Annotated in this window: 19 protein-coding genes; 12 read left to right on the plus strand and 7 right to left on the minus strand. The window is 63.1% G+C overall.

All coding sequences use genetic code 11. From position 1 onward, the window contains the following. Positions 1 to 13: 13 nt before the first annotated feature. The 3 genes from R3C13_RS10895 to R3C13_RS10905 form a co-directional block, all read right to left on the minus strand. Complete coding sequence (locus R3C13_RS10895) at positions 14 to 1,639, minus strand: peptide ABC transporter substrate-binding protein (RefSeq protein ID WP_371310851.1); 1,626 nt, start codon at positions 1,637 to 1,639, stop codon at positions 14 to 16. A gap of 146 nt (positions 1,640 to 1,785) precedes the next feature. Further along, positions 1,786 to 2,067 (minus strand): hypothetical protein, encoded by a 282-nt coding sequence (locus tag R3C13_RS10900; RefSeq protein ID WP_371310852.1) that lies wholly within the window; start codon positions 2,065 to 2,067, stop codon positions 1,786 to 1,788. A gap of 246 nt (positions 2,068 to 2,313) precedes the next feature. Next, the gene (locus R3C13_RS10905; RefSeq protein ID WP_371310853.1) at positions 2,314 to 2,748 is read right to left on the minus strand and encodes a hypothetical protein; all 435 of its coding nucleotides are present in this window, start codon (positions 2,746 to 2,748) and stop codon (positions 2,314 to 2,316) included. Between the two features lie 204 nt (positions 2,749 to 2,952). On the opposite strand from R3C13_RS10905, the gene R3C13_RS10910 reads away from it, so the two are divergent. Both R3C13_RS10910 and R3C13_RS10915 read left to right on the plus strand, forming a co-directional pair. After that, positions 2,953 to 3,933, plus strand: a complete 981-nt coding sequence (locus tag R3C13_RS10910) for a Gfo/Idh/MocA family protein (protein ID WP_371310854.1) — start codon at positions 2,953 to 2,955, stop codon at positions 3,931 to 3,933. 166 nt (positions 3,934 to 4,099) lie between these two features. Beyond that, entirely contained in the window at positions 4,100 to 5,464 is a 1,365-nt protein-coding gene (locus R3C13_RS10915) for a tryptophanase (protein ID WP_371310855.1), read from the plus strand. Between the two features lie 4 nt (positions 5,465 to 5,468). Here the strand turns inward: R3C13_RS10915 and R3C13_RS10920 are convergent, their stop codons facing one another. Continuing rightward, entirely contained in the window at positions 5,469 to 7,472 is a 2,004-nt protein-coding gene (locus R3C13_RS10920) for a DUF4332 domain-containing protein (RefSeq protein WP_371310856.1), read from the minus strand. Positions 7,473 to 7,573: 101 nt separating this feature from the next. Then, the gene (locus R3C13_RS10925; RefSeq protein ID WP_371310857.1) at positions 7,574 to 8,914 is read right to left on the minus strand and encodes an acyl-CoA dehydrogenase family protein; all 1,341 of its coding nucleotides are present in this window, start codon (positions 8,912 to 8,914) and stop codon (positions 7,574 to 7,576) included. Positions 8,915 to 9,137: 223 nt separating this feature from the next. Here R3C13_RS10925 and R3C13_RS10930 point away from each other — a divergent pair, with 223 nt between their 5' ends. Further along, positions 9,138 to 9,485, plus strand: coding sequence for a UrcA family protein (locus R3C13_RS10930; protein WP_371310858.1), 348 nt, complete (start codon positions 9,138 to 9,140; stop codon positions 9,483 to 9,485). Positions 9,486 to 9,624: 139 nt separating this feature from the next. Further along, on the plus strand, positions 9,625 to 9,921 hold the full coding sequence (locus R3C13_RS10935) for a hypothetical protein (protein ID WP_371310859.1): 297 nt from the start codon (positions 9,625 to 9,627) through the stop codon (positions 9,919 to 9,921). An 89-nt stretch (positions 9,922 to 10,010) separates the two neighbouring features. On the opposite strand, the gene R3C13_RS10940 is transcribed toward R3C13_RS10935, so the two are convergent. Then, complete coding sequence (locus R3C13_RS10940) at positions 10,011 to 10,409, minus strand: VOC family protein (RefSeq protein WP_371310860.1); 399 nt, start codon at positions 10,407 to 10,409, stop codon at positions 10,011 to 10,013. A 71-nt stretch (positions 10,410 to 10,480) separates the two neighbouring features. On the opposite strand from R3C13_RS10940, the gene R3C13_RS10945 reads away from it, so the two are divergent. The 4 genes from R3C13_RS10945 to R3C13_RS10960 are packed head-to-tail and all read left to right on the plus strand — an operon-like array spanning position 10,481 to position 12,857. Further along, the gene (locus R3C13_RS10945; RefSeq protein ID WP_371310861.1) at positions 10,481 to 11,383 is read left to right on the plus strand and encodes a haloalkane dehalogenase; all 903 of its coding nucleotides are present in this window, start codon (positions 10,481 to 10,483) and stop codon (positions 11,381 to 11,383) included. 4 nt (positions 11,384 to 11,387) lie between these two features. Beyond that, positions 11,388 to 11,780 carry a hypothetical protein gene (locus tag R3C13_RS10950; RefSeq protein WP_371310862.1) on the plus strand — a complete coding sequence of 131 codons (393 nt, stop codon included), beginning with the start codon at positions 11,388 to 11,390 and terminating at the stop codon, positions 11,778 to 11,780. Beyond that, on the plus strand, positions 11,780 to 12,211 hold the full coding sequence (locus R3C13_RS10955; protein WP_371310863.1) for an NUDIX domain-containing protein: 432 nt from the start codon (positions 11,780 to 11,782) through the stop codon (positions 12,209 to 12,211). Before R3C13_RS10950 ends, R3C13_RS10955 begins: the two co-directional genes overlap by 1 nt. Before the next feature lie 7 nt (positions 12,212 to 12,218). Further along, positions 12,219 to 12,857 carry an ElyC/SanA/YdcF family protein gene (locus tag R3C13_RS10960; protein ID WP_371310864.1) on the plus strand — a complete coding sequence of 213 codons (639 nt, stop codon included), beginning with the start codon at positions 12,219 to 12,221 and terminating at the stop codon, positions 12,855 to 12,857. Between the two features lie 30 nt (positions 12,858 to 12,887). Here the strand turns inward: R3C13_RS10960 and lysM are convergent, their stop codons facing one another. Further along, positions 12,888 to 13,421 (minus strand): peptidoglycan-binding protein LysM, encoded by a 534-nt coding sequence (gene lysM / locus R3C13_RS10965; RefSeq protein WP_371310865.1) that lies wholly within the window; start codon positions 13,419 to 13,421, stop codon positions 12,888 to 12,890. Between the two features lie 172 nt (positions 13,422 to 13,593). Here lysM and R3C13_RS10970 point away from each other — a divergent pair, with 172 nt between their 5' ends. The 4 genes from R3C13_RS10970 (at position 13,594) to R3C13_RS10985 (ending at position 18,781) form a co-directional block, all read left to right on the plus strand. Then, positions 13,594 to 15,186 carry a phosphoenolpyruvate carboxykinase gene (locus R3C13_RS10970; RefSeq protein WP_371310866.1) on the plus strand — a complete coding sequence of 531 codons (1,593 nt, stop codon included), beginning with the start codon at positions 13,594 to 13,596 and terminating at the stop codon, positions 15,184 to 15,186. Between the two features lie 74 nt (positions 15,187 to 15,260). Next, positions 15,261 to 16,157 carry a hypothetical protein gene (locus R3C13_RS10975; RefSeq protein ID WP_371310867.1) on the plus strand — a complete coding sequence of 299 codons (897 nt, stop codon included), beginning with the start codon at positions 15,261 to 15,263 and terminating at the stop codon, positions 16,155 to 16,157. A 107-nt stretch (positions 16,158 to 16,264) separates the two neighbouring features. Then, entirely contained in the window at positions 16,265 to 17,473 is a 1,209-nt protein-coding gene (locus R3C13_RS10980; RefSeq protein WP_371310868.1) for an acetyl-CoA C-acyltransferase, read from the plus strand. Between the two features lie 147 nt (positions 17,474 to 17,620). Next, complete coding sequence (locus R3C13_RS10985; protein WP_371310869.1) at positions 17,621 to 18,781, plus strand: redoxin family protein; 1,161 nt, start codon at positions 17,621 to 17,623, stop codon at positions 18,779 to 18,781. Positions 18,782 to 18,898: the final 117 nt, after the last annotated feature.

Below are 18,898 nucleotides of genomic sequence, written 5' to 3' on the forward strand. Positions count from 1 at the left end.
TGCGCAGCAGCCCCTACTCCGCCGTCTTCATACCATCGCGGCACAGGAAGCGCGAGCGGTGCTGGTCTTTGGCGTTCTCTTCCCAGCCCGTCAGCGTCGGGTCGACCAGATTCTTCGTCACCTGGAACCACATCGGGGTGATCGGATATTCCTCCAGCATCAGCTTCTCGGCCTCGGCGAACGTCTCGGCGCGCTTCTTCAGGTCAAGCTCGGCATTCGAGCGTGCCAGCAGGGTGTCATATTCGGCATTGTTGTACTTGCCGTAGTTCTGCTGGCCCGTGTCTGATTTCAGGAGATAGAGGAAATTGATCGGGTCATCGAAGTCGGCCACCCAGGCCGCATCGGCAACCGTGAAGTCAGACTGGCGCAGACGCGAATACAGAACCTTGGTGTCCTGCTTCACGATGGTCGGTTTCACCCAGGGGGCAATTTCCGCCCAGTTGGCCTGTGCCACCGGGGCTACCTTCGGATTGTCGTCGGTCGAGCGATGGATGAACTCAAATTCCAGCGGCTTGCCCGGCCCGTAACCGGCGGACTCAAGCAGGCGTTTGGCTTCAGCGAGCCGCTCCGCGCGCGGCAGGTCTTCCCACTCCACATGCGGGCGCGGTGCGTCGTAATTGTCGATGCCGGGCGGCACCATCGAATATGCCGGGACATAGCCGGGCGTCAGCACGTTCTTGACGATGAATTCGCGGTCGAGCGCCATGGCCAGCGCCTTGCGCACACGCATGTCGTCGAAGGGCGCGACCGTCGTGTTGAACGTCCAATAGGTCGTGATCAGCGCCGGCGTCGTGCGCGGCCAGCCCGGAAGCTTTGCTTCCAGTTCGGGGGTGCGGGCCCCGTCAAATGAGTTGTTGATGTCGAGATCGCCTGCCTGGATCTTGTTCTCGACCGCGGTCAGGTCTTCCAATTCGAAATAGACCACGCGATCGAAGCAGACATCGTCGGCACCGAAGCCGGTCGGGTTCTTGTCCGCCACCAGCTGGTCACCGGTCCTCCAGTAGACCAGTTTATACGGCCCGTTCACGACAATATTGTCCGGCTGAATCCAGGCATCGCCATATTGTTCGATCGCATGGCTCGGCACCGGATAGGTTGTGTAATGCGACAGCAGGCCCGGAAGGTAGGGCGCCGGGTATTCCAGTGTGACTTCCAGCGTTTTGTCGTCAATGGCCCGTGCGCCGAGTTCCTCAGGCGCCAGTTCGCCGGCATTGATGGCTGCGGCATTCTTGATGAGATACAGCAGCGAGGCGTATTGCGAGGCAATTTCCGGCGCCTGAATGCGGCGCAGGCCGTAGACGAAATCGTCCGCGACAACCGGGTTCCCGTCAGACCATGTGTAGTCGCCGAGATGGAACGTCCAGACGAGGCCGTTTTCGCTCGTTTCCCAGCTGGTCGCCATGCCCGGCCGGGGGCGCGCATCCGGCCCGTCCGTCGTCAGGCCGATGAACATGTCGCCGATGATGATGTTTTCCCATTGTGCCGATGACTTGTGCGGATCCAGCGTATCGACCTTCGCCGAAATGCCGCGCCGCAGCGTCGGGACGTCTGCATCCTTGTTACCTCCGCCGCCGCAGGCGGCCAGGGCGAGAGCGAATGCACCAGCGGCGGCGAAGGATGTCAGGCGGGAAAGCTTCATGCGAGGCTCCAGTTCGGCTCGTAAATTACAGGTCTGTATGCTTGCTGCCAGATGACGGCGCCGTTGGAAAGCCTTGCCCCACATGGCTGAACGTAGCGTGACCGCCTCCGGTGCTTCCTTCCCCGTATCCGCGCGAAAATGGACGCTCAGGCTGTCGGGCGGATGGAATAGACCGCTGTCGCGGTCATCACGACCTTGCCACCAATCGACGCCGAGCCGCCTGCGAAGAGGATTGTGCGCGTGCGCCGGTCGATGCGCGCATCGAAAGAGGGCGTCCCCGGCATGTCGGCACGCGCAGAGACGTCCATGGTGACAGACACAAGCTCCAGGCTGTCCGGCGAACAGGTCTTTTCGGCCGCCTCCCGGATGGATGACATGAGATCCAGCGCCAGCGCTTCATCGGCCTGCCGCACCAGTGATTCCGCCATGTCGTGCCTCCGGTTTCCGTGCCTGCACATAGACAGGTGTGCCGGAAATGAAAAGGGCCGGGCCAGCCCGGGGGGAATGCGGGTGAGGCGGCCCGGTCCTTCTTCACATCGATGCGGCTGTTTCGACGGGGGACGGCGGCGAAACGCCTGCATCACACCTTCTTACGCGCTGTGCCGTGTTCCGGATCAAAAAAGAAAAAGCCGCCTGGCAGAGGCGGCTTTGCATCCTGAGTGGTGGCAGGCCGGTCAGGCGGCGCGCGTGTCGGGATCTTTCGAAACGGTCCCGGCATCGAGATCGGACCCGATCAGGTCGCCCAGATGTCCGAACCCGGTGAGGCCGTGCACGTCTTCCATATGGGTCGCAATTGCCGGAAGAAGCGCGCCGATGTCTTTATGGTCGAGGCCGGCGGCCTGCAGGGCGGTGATCATGTCGCGCGCGACCAGCTGCTTGCCGCCCGGCGTCTGCTCGATCATCCGGGCAATGATCCCGGTCGGCGCGCCGAGGTCTGCGCCGGCTTCGTCGGCAAGGTCGCGGGCGCCGGGGATGGTCTTGAACATGGCTTCAGCGAAAGGGGATTCCTGCCGCTCTGCCGCATTCAACACAATTCCCAGCGCCTGCTTTGCAATAGGGTCCGCAAGGCCGCTGGTTTTAGCGATGTGCGCCGTCAAGTCATCTAGCATGGGCGAAGGCACTCCTAAGATTAACGGCCTTGGGAAGTCCCATTAACCCATGCGTGCCTTTCTGTTTGGTTACTGCAATCGTGAAATCCTGCACTTCATCGCAGCACTCCGGTGAGGAATTCAGCTCGAATGTAAACAAACCAGCCGGATTTGTTTACGAAGCGTGGTACGCCGGCAACATCGGCAGCAACAGGAAGCAACATCATGATCCGCATAGGCATTCTCGGCGCGGCAAAGATTGCCCCCAAGGCGATCCTCGATCCGGTCTCCCGCAGGACGGATTGCGCAGTCACCGCCGTTGCCGGTCGCGATGCCGTAAGGGCCGCCGCCTATGCGGCCGAACACGGGATCGCGCAGGTCGCCGCCTCGTATGAAGACCTCGTCGCGCGCGACGACATCGACCTCATCTACAATGCCCTGCCCCCGCATCGCCACGCCGACCTCAGCATCGCCGCCCTGAAAGCCGGCAAGGCCGTTCTCTGCGAGAAGCCATTCGCGATGAATGCCACCGAAGCCCAGCGCATGGTCGACGCTGCACGCGAGGCCCGCAAGCCGCTGATCGAGGCGTTCCACTATCGCTTCCATCCGGCATTCCTGTACGTGCTGGATCTCGTCCGCTCCGGCGAGCTCGGCCAGATCCGGACACTGGAAGCCGAATTCACCGTCGCCATCCCCTATCGCGACGGCGAACTGCGCCACACGCTGGACGTCGGCGGCGGCGCCTTGATGGATCTCGGCTGCTATCCGATTCACCAGGTGCGGACAGTCACCGGCGAAGAACCCGTCATCGCGTCTGCGCATTGCAAGTGCGACCGCCCCGGCGTCGACATCACGACCCAGGCGCGTCTCGACTTTCCGGGCGGCGCCAGCGCGGAAATCACGACCTCCATGTCGGAAACGCGCCGCCGCCGGATCGAACTCAACATCCGCTGCGCCAATGGCTCGGTCAAATTCGTGAACCCGATCCATCCCTATCTGGGGCACGAAATCGAAATTCACTCAGGTGGCAAGACCCGCAAGGAAACGGTGCCGGGCGAGACGACCTATGACCACCAGCTGGCGCATGTGATGGACGTCCTCACCGGCAAGGCGCGCCCGCTCACCGGCGGCGCCGATGCTGTCGCCAACATGGCCGCCATCGATGCCATCTATCGCGCGGCCGGGCTTCAGCCACGCGGTGCCTGACCGGTGTCTTGCCGCACCTGCGGGGTTCATGTTAATCGCCCGTCATTGCAACAGGCGCTGAGCGCGGTCGCGTCACGAAGACGAGGCAACCGCGGCGCAGGATAAGTCCTGTGTGCGACGCCGAACGGCACCCTCCAGGACGAGTCGAGAGCCAGGAGTAATATCCGTGAAAACCATCATCGAACCCTTCCGCATCAAATCGGTCGAACCGATCCGGATGACGACGCGCGAAGAGCGCCGCGGCCTTCTGAAGGCGGCGAACTACAACCTGTTCAAGCTGCACTCCGACGATGTGATCATCGACCTGCTGACCGACAGCGGAACCTCCGCCATGAGCGCCGCGCAATGGGGCGCGGTGATGACCGGCGATGAATCCTATGCCGGCGCGCCGAGCTTCTACCGCTTCGAGGCCGCCGTCCGTGACCTGATGGATTTCGCGCACATCATCCCGGCCCACCAGGGCCGCGCGGCCGAACACCTCCTGTTTTCGCTGATTGCAAAACCGGGTCACATCATCCCGTCGAACACGCATTTCGACACGACGCGCGGCAATATCGAAGCCATGGGCGCCGAGGCCGTCGACCTGCCGATTCCGGAAGGAAAGGTTCCGTCACTCGATCATCCGTTCAAAGGCAATATGGACCTCGCCGCGCTCGACGCACTGCTGAAGGAAAAAGGCGACGCCATTCCCGCAGTGATGATGACCATTACCAACAATGCCGGCGGCGGCCAGCCGGTGAGCCTCGAGAATATCCGCAGCGCGGCGGCGCTCGCCCATGCGCACGGCAAGCCCTTCTTCATCGATGGCTGCCGCTTTGCCGAGAATGCCTGGTTCATCAAGCTGCGTGAGCCGGGCCAGCACGACCGTTCGATCAAGGAGATTGTGCGCGACACCTTTGCCGTGGCCGACGGCATGACGATGAGCGCCAAAAAGGATGCCTTCGCCAATATCGGCGGCTGGCTGGCGCTGAATGATGACGCCCTCGCCGAACAGGCCCGCACGCGCCTTATCCAGACCGAGGGCTTCCCCACCTATGGCGGCCTTGCTGGCCGCGACCTCGACGCCATCGCGCAGGGCCTGAAAGAAATCATCGACGAGGATTACCTTCGCTACCGTGTACGGACGAACAGCTACATCGCCGAACGGCTCGACGCGATGGGCGTGCCCGTGGTGAAGCCGGCCGGAGGCCATGCCGTGTTCATCGACGCCCGCGCCTTCCTGCCCCACATTCCGCCGCTCGAATATCCGGGCCAGGCCCTCGCCTGCGCCCTCTATGAAGCGGGCGGCATCCGGGGATGCGAGATCGGCACGGTCATGTTCGGCCGGAAACCGGACGGCACCGAAGAAGCGGCCCGGATGGACCTTGTTCGCCTCGCCATGCCGCGCCGGGTCTACACGCAGTCACATGCCGATTATATCGTTGAGGTATTTGAAGAGCTGGCGGCCACGAAGGACGCCCTCCGTGGCCTGAAGATCGTGAAGGAACCGCCGATGATGCGACACTTCACTTCAGACTTTGAACCGCTCTGACGCCTCAGCCGGCGCCGCGTGCCCGCTCGATCCATTCCTCGACTTCGTCTTCGACGAAGACATCGTCTCCGCGTTGGATGTGTTCGCCTTCCGGCGAGTTGAGGAATTCGGTCGCCAGAAGGAACAGCGTGCGCGCCGGCGCATCGGCCAGCTCGGCGGCCGTGCGGATGCCCGCCCCGACGAGGATCTGCACATCGTGCACCCGCAGGCCGGGCACATCCATCATCAGCTTGGTCTGGTCCTGCCAGTCGCGCAGGGTTTCGCTGTCGATGTAATGCACGTCCAGCTGGAAGGCGGTTTCCTCGATGTCGCAATCGAGCAGGTCGCCAATGGTCGTGATGCCGACGCGGGCGAGCCGTTTGGCTGTCTTGCGGCCGATTGACGGCGCGTCCGCAACAGGATCCTCGCGCTTCAGGCCCGGAGCATTTTCATATGCCTCGTCCTCATCGGCTTCGGCATCGACTTCTTCGGCTTCGGCAGAGTCCTCATACTCGTCCGCGTCCTCATCGTCGCCCTCGTCATACTCCTCGTATTCCTCGGACTCGTCGTCTTCGTCGTCCTCTTCCTCGTCGTCCTCATCGTCCTCGTCATATTCTTCGTCAGAGTCGTCATCATACTCTTCGTCATCGTCGGACTCGTCTTCGTCCTCATAGTCCTCGTCGTCTTCGTCATCGTCGCCGGCGGAGAGCAGCACGTCCTCTTCGACTTCTTCTTCGAAGATATCAGCATCGTCTTCGATCAGCTCTTCGGCCTCTTCGTCGACAATCTCGTCGTCGGTCTCGGCCTCAGCCTCGTCTTCTTCGATTTCGTCGGCGTCTTCATAGACCGCGTCTTCGTCCGAAACCTCTTCCTCAGCTTCGAACTCGATCTCCTCGATCACGTCCTCGTCCGCGATCTCTTCGGTGACGTCTTCATCCTCAAGGACGATGTCTTCATCGGCTTCGGGCTCCGGCACAGGCACAACGGCGGCGGGGATGCGATGCTTCGGCTTGATGACCGGTGCCTCTTCAGCCTCCACAGTCTCCTCGACCGCCTCTCCTTCAGGGCGGACATGTTTCGAGCCGAGCGGCGCGATCTCCTGCGCGTCCAGCTCTTTCAGCGGAATGCGTAGAACCTGCTTTGCATGCAGCTTGCGGATAAACTTGTCGTCGTCCGGCAGGGTTTTGATCACCTTGCCGGTCTTCTGGTATTCCTTGTACATCCGTTCGACCTGCGCACGATCGGCGGCATCGGCCATCTTCGACGTGATCCAGCGCAGCGGAATGTCCAGCGTCTCGATATAGCCCTGCAGGGTGAGGTTCACTTTCGGCGGCGCCACGGCCGCTTCCTCGATCGCCTTCGATACCAGCGCCGCGAACCCGGCCGTCGCATAGGCGACGAGTTCGGCGATCGCCTCGCGCATCGTGTCGTCGAGGCCGGCCGGCGGATGGGCGACGCCGCGGTCGATATCGTAATGGTCAATGAAGGTATCGTAATAGACGTTGGCGAGGGTTGCCCCTTCCAGCACCATATCGGCGACGAAGCCCGGCCCCTCCGGCACATCCACATCCGGATAGCCGCTCGCCTCGATCAGCGCGTCGATCTCGTCCCGGCTCTTGGCAATGGACCATTCGACGGCGCGGTGGATGACACCTTCTTCCTCTGTCTGCCCCGTATGGAAGGGCTGGATCGGGTCGGCATAGTAATGGCTGAGCACGCCGAGCGCGTAGGCGGCCTTGCTCCATTTCTTTTCCCGCAGCAGCTCAACGGAGCGGGCATACCAGGTCATCGCCTCGCCGCGCGCCCCGCCCCACTGGCCTTCATTCACATGGCAGACATGGTTCTTGAAGTCCTTGAACTTCGAATCAGGGGCCTTGGCGCCTTCCAGAAGGTGCTCGTGATGGACCAGGAACAGGTCTTTCCAGGCGCCCCCCTCCTCGCTCGAAATCAGGGAAAGTGCATCAAAAGCAATGTAGTGGTGCGTAGAACGGCAGCGATTCGCGCGAACAACGCGTTCGAGCAGGGACATGGCGAGACTCCTCAGCCTGCATTTCGTCAGTATGAGGAGAGCTTAAACTTGGTTACCCGCGCGTTAACCGTTCGCCCCGGAAGCGAAAATTCCGCTGCAGATTACCGAACTGCAAAGTCCGTCGGTTCGGTGCTCTTGCCCTTCCGGTCCGTTTCGCCCTTGTTCTGGCCGTGCTTGCCGGGGCCCATGAAGCCGAACAGGTGGCCGGCCACCTTGCGCATCTGGATTTCTTCGGAGCCCTCGGTGATGCGATAGCGCCGGTGGTGGCGGTAGATGTGCTCGAACGGCTTGTGCCGGGAATAGCCCATGCCGCCATGCACCTGCATCGCCCGGTCGGCCGCGTTGCAGCAAAGGCGGTTTGCCCGGTAGTTGCACATCGACACCTTGTCGGAGAGGTGGATCGCCACTTCGGGCTTGGACATCTGGTCCATTTCCCAGGCCGTCTTGAAGATCAGGAGGCGCAGCATCTCCGCCTCCGTCGCCAGCTCCACCAGCGGGAACTGGATCGCCTGGTTCGTCGCCAGCGACTTGCCGAAAGGCTTGCGCTCGCGGGCATATTTGACGCTCTCATTGATGCAATAGATCGCCGCACCGACCGAACTTGCCGCCTGGCGGATGCGGTTTTCGTGCACAAAGTGCTGGGCGAGCGCGAGGCCCCCTTCCGGCGGGCCGAATACCGCCTCTTCCGGCACCCAGACATTGGTGAGCGACACGCGCGGATGGTCCGTCGGCATGTTGAAGGTCCACATATATTCCTCGATCACCACACCCGGATCGTCGGCCGGCACCAGGAGGCAGGTAATGCCCTTGGCGTCGCCATCCTCCCCGCTTGTGCGGGCAAAGCACATCATGTGGCTGGCGACGTGCATGCCGGTCGTCCACATCTTCTCGCCATTAATCAGCCAGCCCGCCTTGCCGTCGCGTGTCTCGCGCACGGCGCGGGTCTCCATATGCGTCGCGTCAGACCCATGGTCCGGCTCGGTCAGGCCGAAGGTCGCCCGGAACTCGCCGGCCAGCGCCGCATCGGCGAGGTGTTTCTGGTCGGGCCGGGCAAAGTCGCGCAGCATCAGGATCTGCGGGAAATTCCCGACGATCGAGTGCTCGTTCTGCAAGTCGTTGTGCAGGCCAAGGCCCTGCTTGGCGAAGTGCTCGCGGATGATCGCCATGCCGAGATTGGTGCCGTCCTGGCCGCCATATTCCTTCGGCAGGGCGTAGCGCAGGTGGCCGGCCGCGTCGGCCCGGCGCTTCGCCTCGCGCAACAGCGCTTCCCATTCGTGCCGCGGCAGGCCGCCATTCTCGAAATCGGTGCGGGCCCATTCGCGGCGGTGATCGAAGAACCGGATATTGTCATCCTGCTGCTCCAGCGGGCGGATCTCGTCCTCGATGAACTTGTCGAGCACGACGAGATAGTCGGCGATATCCTTGGGGATGTTGAAGTCCATGGGCGATCCTCCTGCCGCAGCGTGTCCCGCCTGCTGCAAGCAGCATAGCCCACCCTCCGGCGGCGGCAATTTGTGCCGCCGGGGCAAGTCGTTCTCAGAACAGCGCCGCTAAACCGATGGGATAGAAAAAATTTATCACTGAATGATTGACTAATTGTTCAATCCTCATAAGTTGAGAGCACGGCACCACCCGCCGTCAATCCCAGCAAGAAGGTTTCCTCCCATGACCTCCCGTATCCTCCCCCTCGCCCTCACCGCCGCCCTCGCCGGCAGCCTGTTCTTCGCGGCCCCGGCCTCTGCCGAAATCCAGCGCCAGCTGGAGCTGGACGTACAGTATGACGTCACCGCTCTCAGCACGGCCACGGGCGCAGAAACTGTGCTCGATTCTCTGCTGGCACAGGCTGAAGACGCCTGCTCCTATGCCCGTCCCATCGCTGGTGCGGATCGTCTGGACCGCGCCTGTGCCGCCGAAGTCGTGGCCAAGGCCGTCCAGGGCATCGGCGATGCCGGCCTCACCGAAGCCTATGAAGCGCGGTTCGGCCAGGCACAGCTCTTTGCCTCACTGGACTAAGCCCTGATCTGAAATAGGAAAAGCTGAACGCTTGACGTTTTTTTCAGCAGTATATATTTGGAAGGGATCGGGCGCTCACCGTCGCCCGGTCCCTCCTCCCCCCGGGCCTTCGGGCCTGACCCACCAAAGGCATCCTCCCATGCTCCGTTCCGCACTCCTCGGCGCCGCCTTCATCGGCCTCGCCGCGCCGGCCTTCGCCGCCGGCTTCACCTTCGAGACCGCCGAGCCGGTCAAGGACAAGCGCATCACGGTCGTCGGCACCGTCTGGTCCTGCGAAGAAACCGTCTGCAAGGGCGACATGAACCGCAAGAAAGTCACCGTCAGCGATTGCAAGAAGATCGCGAAGAAGGCCGGCGAGATCGTCTCCTTCACCACTACAGACGCGGAACTCTCCGCTGAAGAGCTTGAGGCCTGCGCCGCCGCCGTCCGCAAATAGTTTCCTGCCCGGCCATCCGGCCGGACTCTCCAGACCTCTCCTCGGGCCGCCACGGGATACTTTCTCCGGGCGGCCGCTTTTTTTGCAGGTCAGGTTGCCGGATTGGACTCGACCGGCTGCCACAGCTCGACCTTGCGGCCGTCAGGATCCATCACCCAGGCAAACTTGCCATAGGACTCGATCATCGGCTCGCCTTCCAGCGCCACGCCTTCGGCCTTGAGGTGGTCCAGCATCCCGTCAAAATCATCGATCATCAGATTGATCATGAAATCGCTGTCGGACGGCTTGAAATAATCGCTCTCGCCCTTGAACGGCGCCCAGATCGTCCGGGCGCCCTGCGGGAACAGGGCAGCCGAGTCGGCATGGCCGAAACTGGTTCCGCCATACTCATCGATTGCAACGCCCAGGGCGCGCTTGTACCAGGCCCGCGTCGCCTCCACGTCGCGGCATTTGAAAAACACGCCGCCCAGCCCGATCACTTTTGCCATCGATCCCATCCTCCCGTTGGCTTTCCGTCCCGCCTGACGCATCCTCACCTGCCTTGGGGAGGACCGAGCCAATGACCATAGACGCCAAACGCACACCTGACGAGCGCTTTGCCGGCCTGCCGGGCTGGCCCTACGCACCACACTATGTCGACGACCTTCCGGGCTATGAAGGCCTGCGCGTGCACTATGTGGACGAGGGCCCGCAGAATGCCGTGCGCACCTATCTCTGCCTGCACGGCCAGCCGACCTGGTCCTACCTTTACCGCAAGATGATCCCGGTGCTCCTCGATTCCGGCGCCCGCGTCATCGCGCCCGACTGGCTGGGCTTCGGGCGCTCCGACAAGCCGGTGGACGATGCGGTCTACACCTTCCATTTCCACCGCAACATGATGGTCGAGCTGATCAAGCGCCTCGACCTCAAAGAAGTGACGCTGGTGTGCCAGGACTGGGGCGGCCTCCTCGGCCTCACCATCCCGCCGGACATGCCGGAACGGTTCGAACGCCTGATCGTGATGAATACCGCCATGCCCGTCGGCGAATCGCTTGGCCCCGGCTTCGACAACTGGAAGGCCTTCGCCCGTACCCAGCCGGACATGGATGTCGCGGCCCTGATGAAACGCGGCGTGCCCGTCCTGTCGGACGCCGAGGCGGCCGCCTATGGCGCACCGTTCCCGGATGCGACCTATAAGGCCGGCGTGCGCCGCTTCCCCGAACTCGTGATGATCGAGCCCGGCATGGAAGGCATCAAGACGACAAAGCGGGCCGTCGAGTGGTGGTCGAAGGAATGGGATGGCGACACGTTCATGGCCGTCGGCGGCGCGGACCCCGTCCTCGGCCCGCCGGTCATGGAGCGCCTGCACCAGCAGATTCGCCATTGCCCGGAGCCGTTGGTGATCGCCGAGGTCGGCCACTTCGTCCAGGAATGGGGCGAGCCTGTCGCGCGCACCGCGCTCAAGTCTTTCGGGGAACTCTGAGGCCATGCAGGAATTGATGACCTCGTGGAACGCCGATGTCGCCGCACAGCCTCAATGGGTGCAAATCTGGCTGAACGTCATGGTGGCCGTGCTGGCGCTGGGCGGCCTGGTCTTCAGCTTCATGCGCGTGGAGGCGCGCTGGGTGTTCGCCGGCTTCGTCGCGGGCGCCGTCGCAATGTTCGCCCTCTACAGCCAGATGGGCTATGTCCGCCTGCTCGGCCTCGGCCATGTCATCTTCTGGACGCCGGTGCTCATCTATCTTTTCCGCCGGCGCAGCCAATGGCGCGTGAAAGAAACCCTGTCCGGCAAATGGATCGTCCTCGCCGCCGTTGTGATGACCGTATCGCTCGTGTTCGATTATACCGATGTCATCCGCTGGCTTATGGGAGGGCGATGATGCAGAAACCCGAAGCCGGCTGCGGTGCGGCGATCCTCGACGAGTCCGGCCGCCTCCTGCTCATCCAGCGCCTTAAAGAGCCGGAGGCCGGGGCCTGGGGCCTGCCGGGGGGCAAGATCGATTTCGGCGAGCGCGCCGAGGACACCGCCCGCCGCGAAATCGAGGAAGAACTCGGCGTTGTCATCGACATCACCGGCCTCGCCTGCATCTCGGAGATCATTGATGGCGGCGACGGGCGGCACTGGGTCTCGCCGGTCTATGCCGCGCGTATTGTCTCCGGCACGCCGCGGATCATGGAGCCGGAGAAACATGGCGGCTGCGGCTGGTTCGACTTCAGCGCAATGCCGGAGCATCTGACGACGCCTGCAATCACGTTTCTCGACGCCACTGCAAAAGGGGCATGGCGGCGCAAGGTGAAGCAGTCTTTATAGAACGCGCATGCGCCGACTTCGCAGATTTCTGTTCTGGCTGATCGCCCTGGACCTGCTCGCCACAACCCTGTTCTGGGGTGTGACCCGGTTCATGGACGAGGCCCGCGGCATTCAGGGCGGCACCGGCGTTGTCTTCTATACCGACAATGAGCGCGACGCAGCGGCGCGCATCGCCAAGGCCGTGAACCTCCTGAAGGCAGGCAAGCTCGACCGGCTCTACATGGTCGGCGGACACCGACCGCAGGAAGGCTGGCTCGGCAGTCAGGAAATGGCCCTCATCGCAGCACGCGGTTCCGGCCTCGGCGGGCGCATCTCGGCCGATGTCGAAAGCCGTGACACGATTTCAGGCCTGAAGAATCTCGCCCGCGACGCCTATACCCGCGCGCCGGGCGAACTCGTCTTCGTGTCCAACTGCATGCAGCTGGTCCGCGCCAAGGCGATCTACAACATGCAGCCGGAGCACCAGCCGCGCGTTCTGGGCGCCTGCCCGCCGGGTGACCTCAACCCCATCGATATCTGGCGCCGTGCCCATTACGAAGCCGCCGCCTGGATCCTGCTGGTCCTTCCGGAAAAATGGCAGGACACGGTGCTCGACCGCCTGCGCGGTGCCGACGAGGCCGCCAGGGAAACCGAGGACGCGGGCTGATACCAACCCGCGTCTCGTTGCATCCCTGACTCAGGCCATCGGTTCGTCGCGCACATCCGGACCCTTGCCGCCCGGAATGCGGATCATCTGGCCCGGATAGATCTTGTCCGGATCGGTCAGCATCGGCCGGTTGGCCTCGAAAATCTCCGGGTACTTCATCGCATTGCCGAGATAGACCTTGGCGATCTTGGAGAGCGTGTCGCCCTTCTTGATGATGTAGAAGACGGCCTCTTCCTCGTCCTCGGTTTCCGTTTCGACTGCCGTCGCGTCCACTTCGGCGACGCCGTCGATATTGCCGGATGTCAGGATCACCTTCTCCAGCGTCGCCCGGTCCGGAACCTTGCCTTCAAGCTTGACCGTCTCCCCTTCGACGACCACGCGGTAATCCCCGCCAAGGCCCATATTCTTCGCTTCCTGCCGGATCGCCTCGGCTTTCTGCTCGGCTTCAGCCTGTTTCTTCTTGTCATCGTCGCCGTCGAACACGTCGACGATGGCCTTCAGGTTGCGCTTCTGCAGGTCGACATAACTCTGTCCCGCATTCTTCAGGAATTTGAATACACCCATGGGATCCTCCTTGAACTGGAAGGAAAACCTATCGGGGAATTCTCCCCGTGTAAGTGAAAAATAAATGAAACAAACGCTTTCGCCGCAGGCACGGATGTTGCAAAATTTTCACGGTTAGGCCAAACCCGGCCCGTTAAAATGCGCCCCAGAACCCGCAGAAGTAGAGGCAAAAATGAGCGACACTGTAACGATCCTTGCAGAACTCGGGATCAAGCCAAAATCCGTCCGCAAAAACTGGAACGAAGCGCGTCTCTATGAAACGAGTGTTGCAAGTGGGGAATCCCGGATCGCCCAGGGCGGTGCACTTGTTGTTGAAACAGGACAGCACACCGGCCGCTCCGCCAAGGACAAGTTCACTGTCCGCGATGATTCTACCGAAAAAACAGTCTGGTGGGACAATAACGCCTCGATGACGCCGGCGCATTTCGACGTCCTTCTCGAAGACTTCAAGGCCCACCTCGCCGGCCAGGACGTGTTCGTCCAGGATCTCTTCGGCGGCGCAGACCCGGTTCACCGCCTCTCCGTCACCGTCGTCACCGAGCTGGCCTGGCACTCCCTCTTCATCCGCCACCTGCTGCGCATTCCGGACGCGAAGGAATACGAAGCCTTCAAGACCGAATTCACCATCATCAACTGCCCGACCTTCAAGGCTGACCCGAAACGGCACGGTACGCGGTCCGAAACGGTCATCGCCGTGAACTTTGCCAAGCGCATGGTCCTGATCGGCGGCACCTCCTATGCGGGCGAGACCAAAAAGTCGGTCTTCACCGCGCTCAACTATTACCTGCCGACCAAGGGCGTCATGCCGATGCACTGTTCGGTCAACACCTCGCCGGACAATGACGCCGCCATCTTCTTCGGCCTCTCCGGCACCGGCAAGACGACCCTGTCGGCCGATGCCAGCCGCATCCTGATCGGCGACGACGAGCACGGCTGGTCGGAAAACGGCCTCTTCAATTTCGAAGGCGGCTGCTACGCCAAGATGATCAAGCTCTCGGCCGAGGCCGAGCCGGAAATCTACGCCACGACAAAGATGTGGGGCACCGTCCTCGAAAACGTCGTGATGGATCCGGCGACCCGCGAACTCGATCTCGACGACGGGACGCTCGCGGAAAACTCGCGCGGCGCCTATCCGATCTCGGCCATCCCGAACGCGTCGCTCGGCGGCCAGTGCGGCCAGCCGAAAAACCTCATCATGCTGACGGCTGACGCGTTCGGCGTGATGCCGCCAATCGCCAAGCTGACCCCGGCACAGGCGATGTACCACTTCCTCTCGGGCTACACCGCGAAAGTGGCCGGCACCGAGAAAGGCGTCACCGAACCGACGGCAACCTTCTCGACCTGCTTCGGCGGGCCGTTCATGCCGCGCCATCCGTCCGAGTACGGAAATCTCCTGCGCGAGCTGATCGCAAAGTATGACGTCGACTGCTGGCTGGTTTCCACCGGCTGGACCGGCGGGCCTTACGGCACCGGCCATCGCATGCCGATCAAGGCGACGCGCGCCCTGCTGAACGCCGCCCTCGACGGCTCGCTCAACCAGGCGAAATTCCGCAAGGACGAAACCTTCGGCTTCCTGGTTCCGGAATCGGTGCCGGGCGTCGATGCGAAGATCCTCGACCCGCGCTCGACCTGGGCCGCCCCGGCCGCCTATGACGCGCAGGCTGCGAAACTGGCCGACATGTTCGTCGCGAACTTTGCGAAGTTCGAGCCTTATGTGGACGATGCCGTGAAGGCCGCTGCGCCGAAGGCGAAAGCGACGGTCTGATCGCCGCACAATTCACGAAGGGCGCCTCTCCTACGGGTGGCGCCCTTTTTCCTGTCGGGTATTAAATGGCAGCCATGCTCAGCCGCAGATACCTGCTTGCCCTGATCGCCAGCCTTCCGGCCGCGTGCGTCCGGCCGGGCTCGGGCGCATCGCTCGTCAGCACCTACGATCCGGCCCGCGAGGCGAGCATCTATCCGGAAGGGCCGCCATTCGTGGCCGTCTTCGCAAAGGGAAAGACGAAACTGGGCTGGGTTGCGGCTGTTCACACGCCGGCGCCGCAATCGCCCACGGCTGACACGATTGCCCTGGCCTTCGCCGCAGTCCGGCCCCGTGCCGTCGTGCTGGAAGGCTTCCCGACCCGTTGGGGCGCGAACCCGGACCGCATCCTCCGGCGCCTGTCGCGCCTGCCCGAGGATCAGGGCGACGAAGGGGACGTTGCAGCGCGCGCCGCCCTCGCCTCCGGCGCCGACATCTGGGGTGGCGAACCGACCGATGCGGAACTTGCGGCCGCCCTCGCCGGCGAGGGATATGCGGCGGACGATATTTTCTACACAGCCCTGCTCGGGCCGCTGGAGCAGGACCAGAGGAATGGGGTGTTCAGCACCGTTCAGGGCCCTGAATTCGAGGAATCGTTCCTGAGCATCGCAGCTGCAATGGCGCCCTCCTACGCTGTCGACGCGCCGTCCGGCCCGGAGGGGTTCCGGAACTGGTTCAACGCCCGGTTCGGCGTGCCGCTGGAAGACGACCCGGAATGGTTCACGCGGGGCTGGCCCGGAAAGACCGGCATCGGCGCCGAAATATCGAGGGCCTCGAACCGCTTGCGGGACGTTCACGCCTACACGGTCGCGACCGATCGGGTACGCACGCACGGGCGCGTCGTCGTGGTCTATGGCGGCAGCCATCTCTCGAGCGTCTGGGGCGCGCTGGAACACGACTTCGGTCCGCCGCACCTGCAGCGCCCGCCGCATTAACCCTGACACAGCAACTTCGCGGACGTTTACGCAAAGGGAAGGCTGGCGCCACCGGCGCCAGCCGACTAGTGTGCGCCGCAACAAGCACCGCACACTGGAGGGAACCCATGCGTGAAGCCGTCATCGTATCCTATGCCCGTACAGGCATGACCAAGACCCATCGTGGGGGCCTCAACGACACCCACCCCATCGTTATGGGCGGGCACGTCATGTCGGCCGCCCTCGAGCGTGCAGGCGTCGAGGCGGCCGCTGTCGAAGACGTGTTCTTCGGCTCCGCCCAGCCGGAAGGTGCCACGGGCATGAACGTTGCGCGCAACATCGCGCTGGCCGCAGGCTGCCCCTCGTCCACCGCGGGCGCCACCATCAACCGCTTCTGCTCCTCCGGCCTGCAGGCTATCGCCAATGCCGCGCACACGGTCATCAATGAAGGCGCCCCGGTCGCCGTCGGCGGCGGCGTCGAGAGCCTGTCGCTGGTCGCCCATTCCGGCCAGACCAACCGCCACCGCATCGTCGAGGAAGGCCTCTACGCGAAATGGCCGGCCATCTGGATGAGCATGATCGAGACGGCGGAAATCGTGGCCGAGCGCTACAATGTCAGCCGCGAATACCAGGACGAATATTCCGCCGAGAGCCAGAAGCGCACCGCTGCCTTCCAGGAAGCCGGCTACATGTCCCAGGAAATCGTGCCCCTGAAGACCAAGATGAAACTGGTCAACAAGGAAACCGGCGAAGCCACGTTCCAGGACGTCGTGGTCGACCGTGACGACTGCAACCGCCCCGGCACCACAGTGGAATCCCTCGCCGGCCTGAAGCCGGTCTTCTCCGGTGGCCAGCAGGTCAAGGAAGGCAAGTACATCACCGCAGGCAACGCCTCGCAGCTGTCGGATGGCGCCGCCGCCGTCGTGGTGATGGAAGCCAAGGAAGCTGCCAAGCGCGGCCTGAAGCCGCTCGGCCGCTTCGTCGGCTTCAACGTCGCTGGTTGCGACCCGGATGAAATGGGCATCGGCCCGGTCTTCGCCGTGCCGCGCCTGCTTGAGCGCCATGGCCTCAAGGTCGACGACATCGACCTCTGGGAACTCAACGAAGCCTTCGCCTCGCAGTGCCTCTATTCGCGTGACCGCCTCGGCATCGACCCGGCGAAATACAACGTCAATGGCGGCTCCATCTCCATCGGCCACCCCTTCGGCATGACCGGCGCCCGCTGCACCGGCTCCATCCTGATGGAAGGCCAGCGCCGCGGCGCGAAATGGGGTGTCGTCACCATGTGTATCGGCGGGGGCCAGGGCGCAGCCGGCCTGTTCGAAATCTACAGCTAAGCCAGATCCGATCTGCGCAGATGGCCCCGGACCCGCAGGTCCGGGGCCATTTCTTGTGCACCCGGCATCCGAAGGCCGATGTACCGGTTTCAGGCTCAGGATATTGCTGCTAGGCAGGACTTCAGAACCCGAAGGGAGGCTTCGCCCATGTATCGTGCAGTCCTGGCTACGGCCGCGCTGTTTTCCGCGGCCTGCGCGTGTTCGCCAGCGCCGATTGAGTCAACTACGTCTACACCGGAAGTCACAGTTCTGCCCGAGAAAGCGACCGGCTTCATCACCGCCAATCCCCTCCCCCTGGGCGGGGATTGGAAGGAAGATGTCCGACGCGACGATTACGGACGGCCCTTCGAATATGCCCTTCTGGGAGAGAAGCTTCCGGCCTTTACCGGCACGCTGCTCGACGGCACGGCGTTCGACTCCCAGGCGCTCGCGAACTGGACCGTGATCGATGTCTGGGGCATCTGGTGCGGCGACTGCGTGGAGGATGGCCCCTACGTGTCCGCCCTCGCCACCGCCATCGCGCAGGATCCGGATCTCGACTTCCTGTCGATCCACACGCCTGCCAGCGCGGCCCGCATCACGCCGGAAGAAATGTTCGGCAAGTACGGCTCGGTCGAGGCCTATTTCTCGTCCAAGGGCTACAATTATCCCACCCTCGTAGCGCCCGACACCTCAATCCGTGAAGCACTGAGGATCACCTGGACCCCCTCCTATCTCCTCGTTGCGCCCGATGGCACGGTGAAGGGATACCGCAGCGAGTTCTATGCCGCCGAAGGTGAGCCGGTTAAGGACTTCCTGAAGGACATTGCCCGCGTAAAGGCCGAGTCGAAGAAGACAGCGCTCGATGGCCTGTCCATCGGCCCGGCCGGCATTCCGGGCCTCGCATCGCCCACTGTCTTCACCCTCGATGCGGTGCAGGCAAGCTTTCCCGGCCAGCAGGTCGTCACCACCCAGGTCAAGGCGGGCGGCGACCTCTATCCCGCCTTCGAAGTGCGCGATGGCGCCGACACGCTCTTCACCCTCACCCCCGGCTGGTCCCTCGGACAGATCGAACGCATTTCGACCAGATCTCCCCTCATTGCCGGCCCCGCAGGCGAACGCATCGGCACGTCCACCCTCTCCGGATTATCCCCCGCAGATCGCGCGGAATGTGTTGCAGGAGAAGGCGACTATGCCGGCGCTCTCCTCTGTCCCAGCGCCGGAACCCCGGCCTTGCAGCTCGTCTTCACAGCCCCCGAAAAGGGCGGACCGCCTGAGACGCTGTCCGAGATGGTCTATCTGGTGCCCGACACCACGGTCTCCGAATAGGCAGACTGCCCGCCCGCTCCGTACCGCCTGCCAGCCCGTTTGGGTCCGCTCCTTGCATGGGCTGCATTTGAACATTCACGCCGCAAGGGCTAACACGTAGAACCGGATAGCAAACGG

This window comes from Hyphomonas sp. (genome assembly GCF_041398385.1).
Lineage (GTDB): Bacteria > Pseudomonadota > Alphaproteobacteria > Caulobacterales > Hyphomonadaceae > Hyphomonas.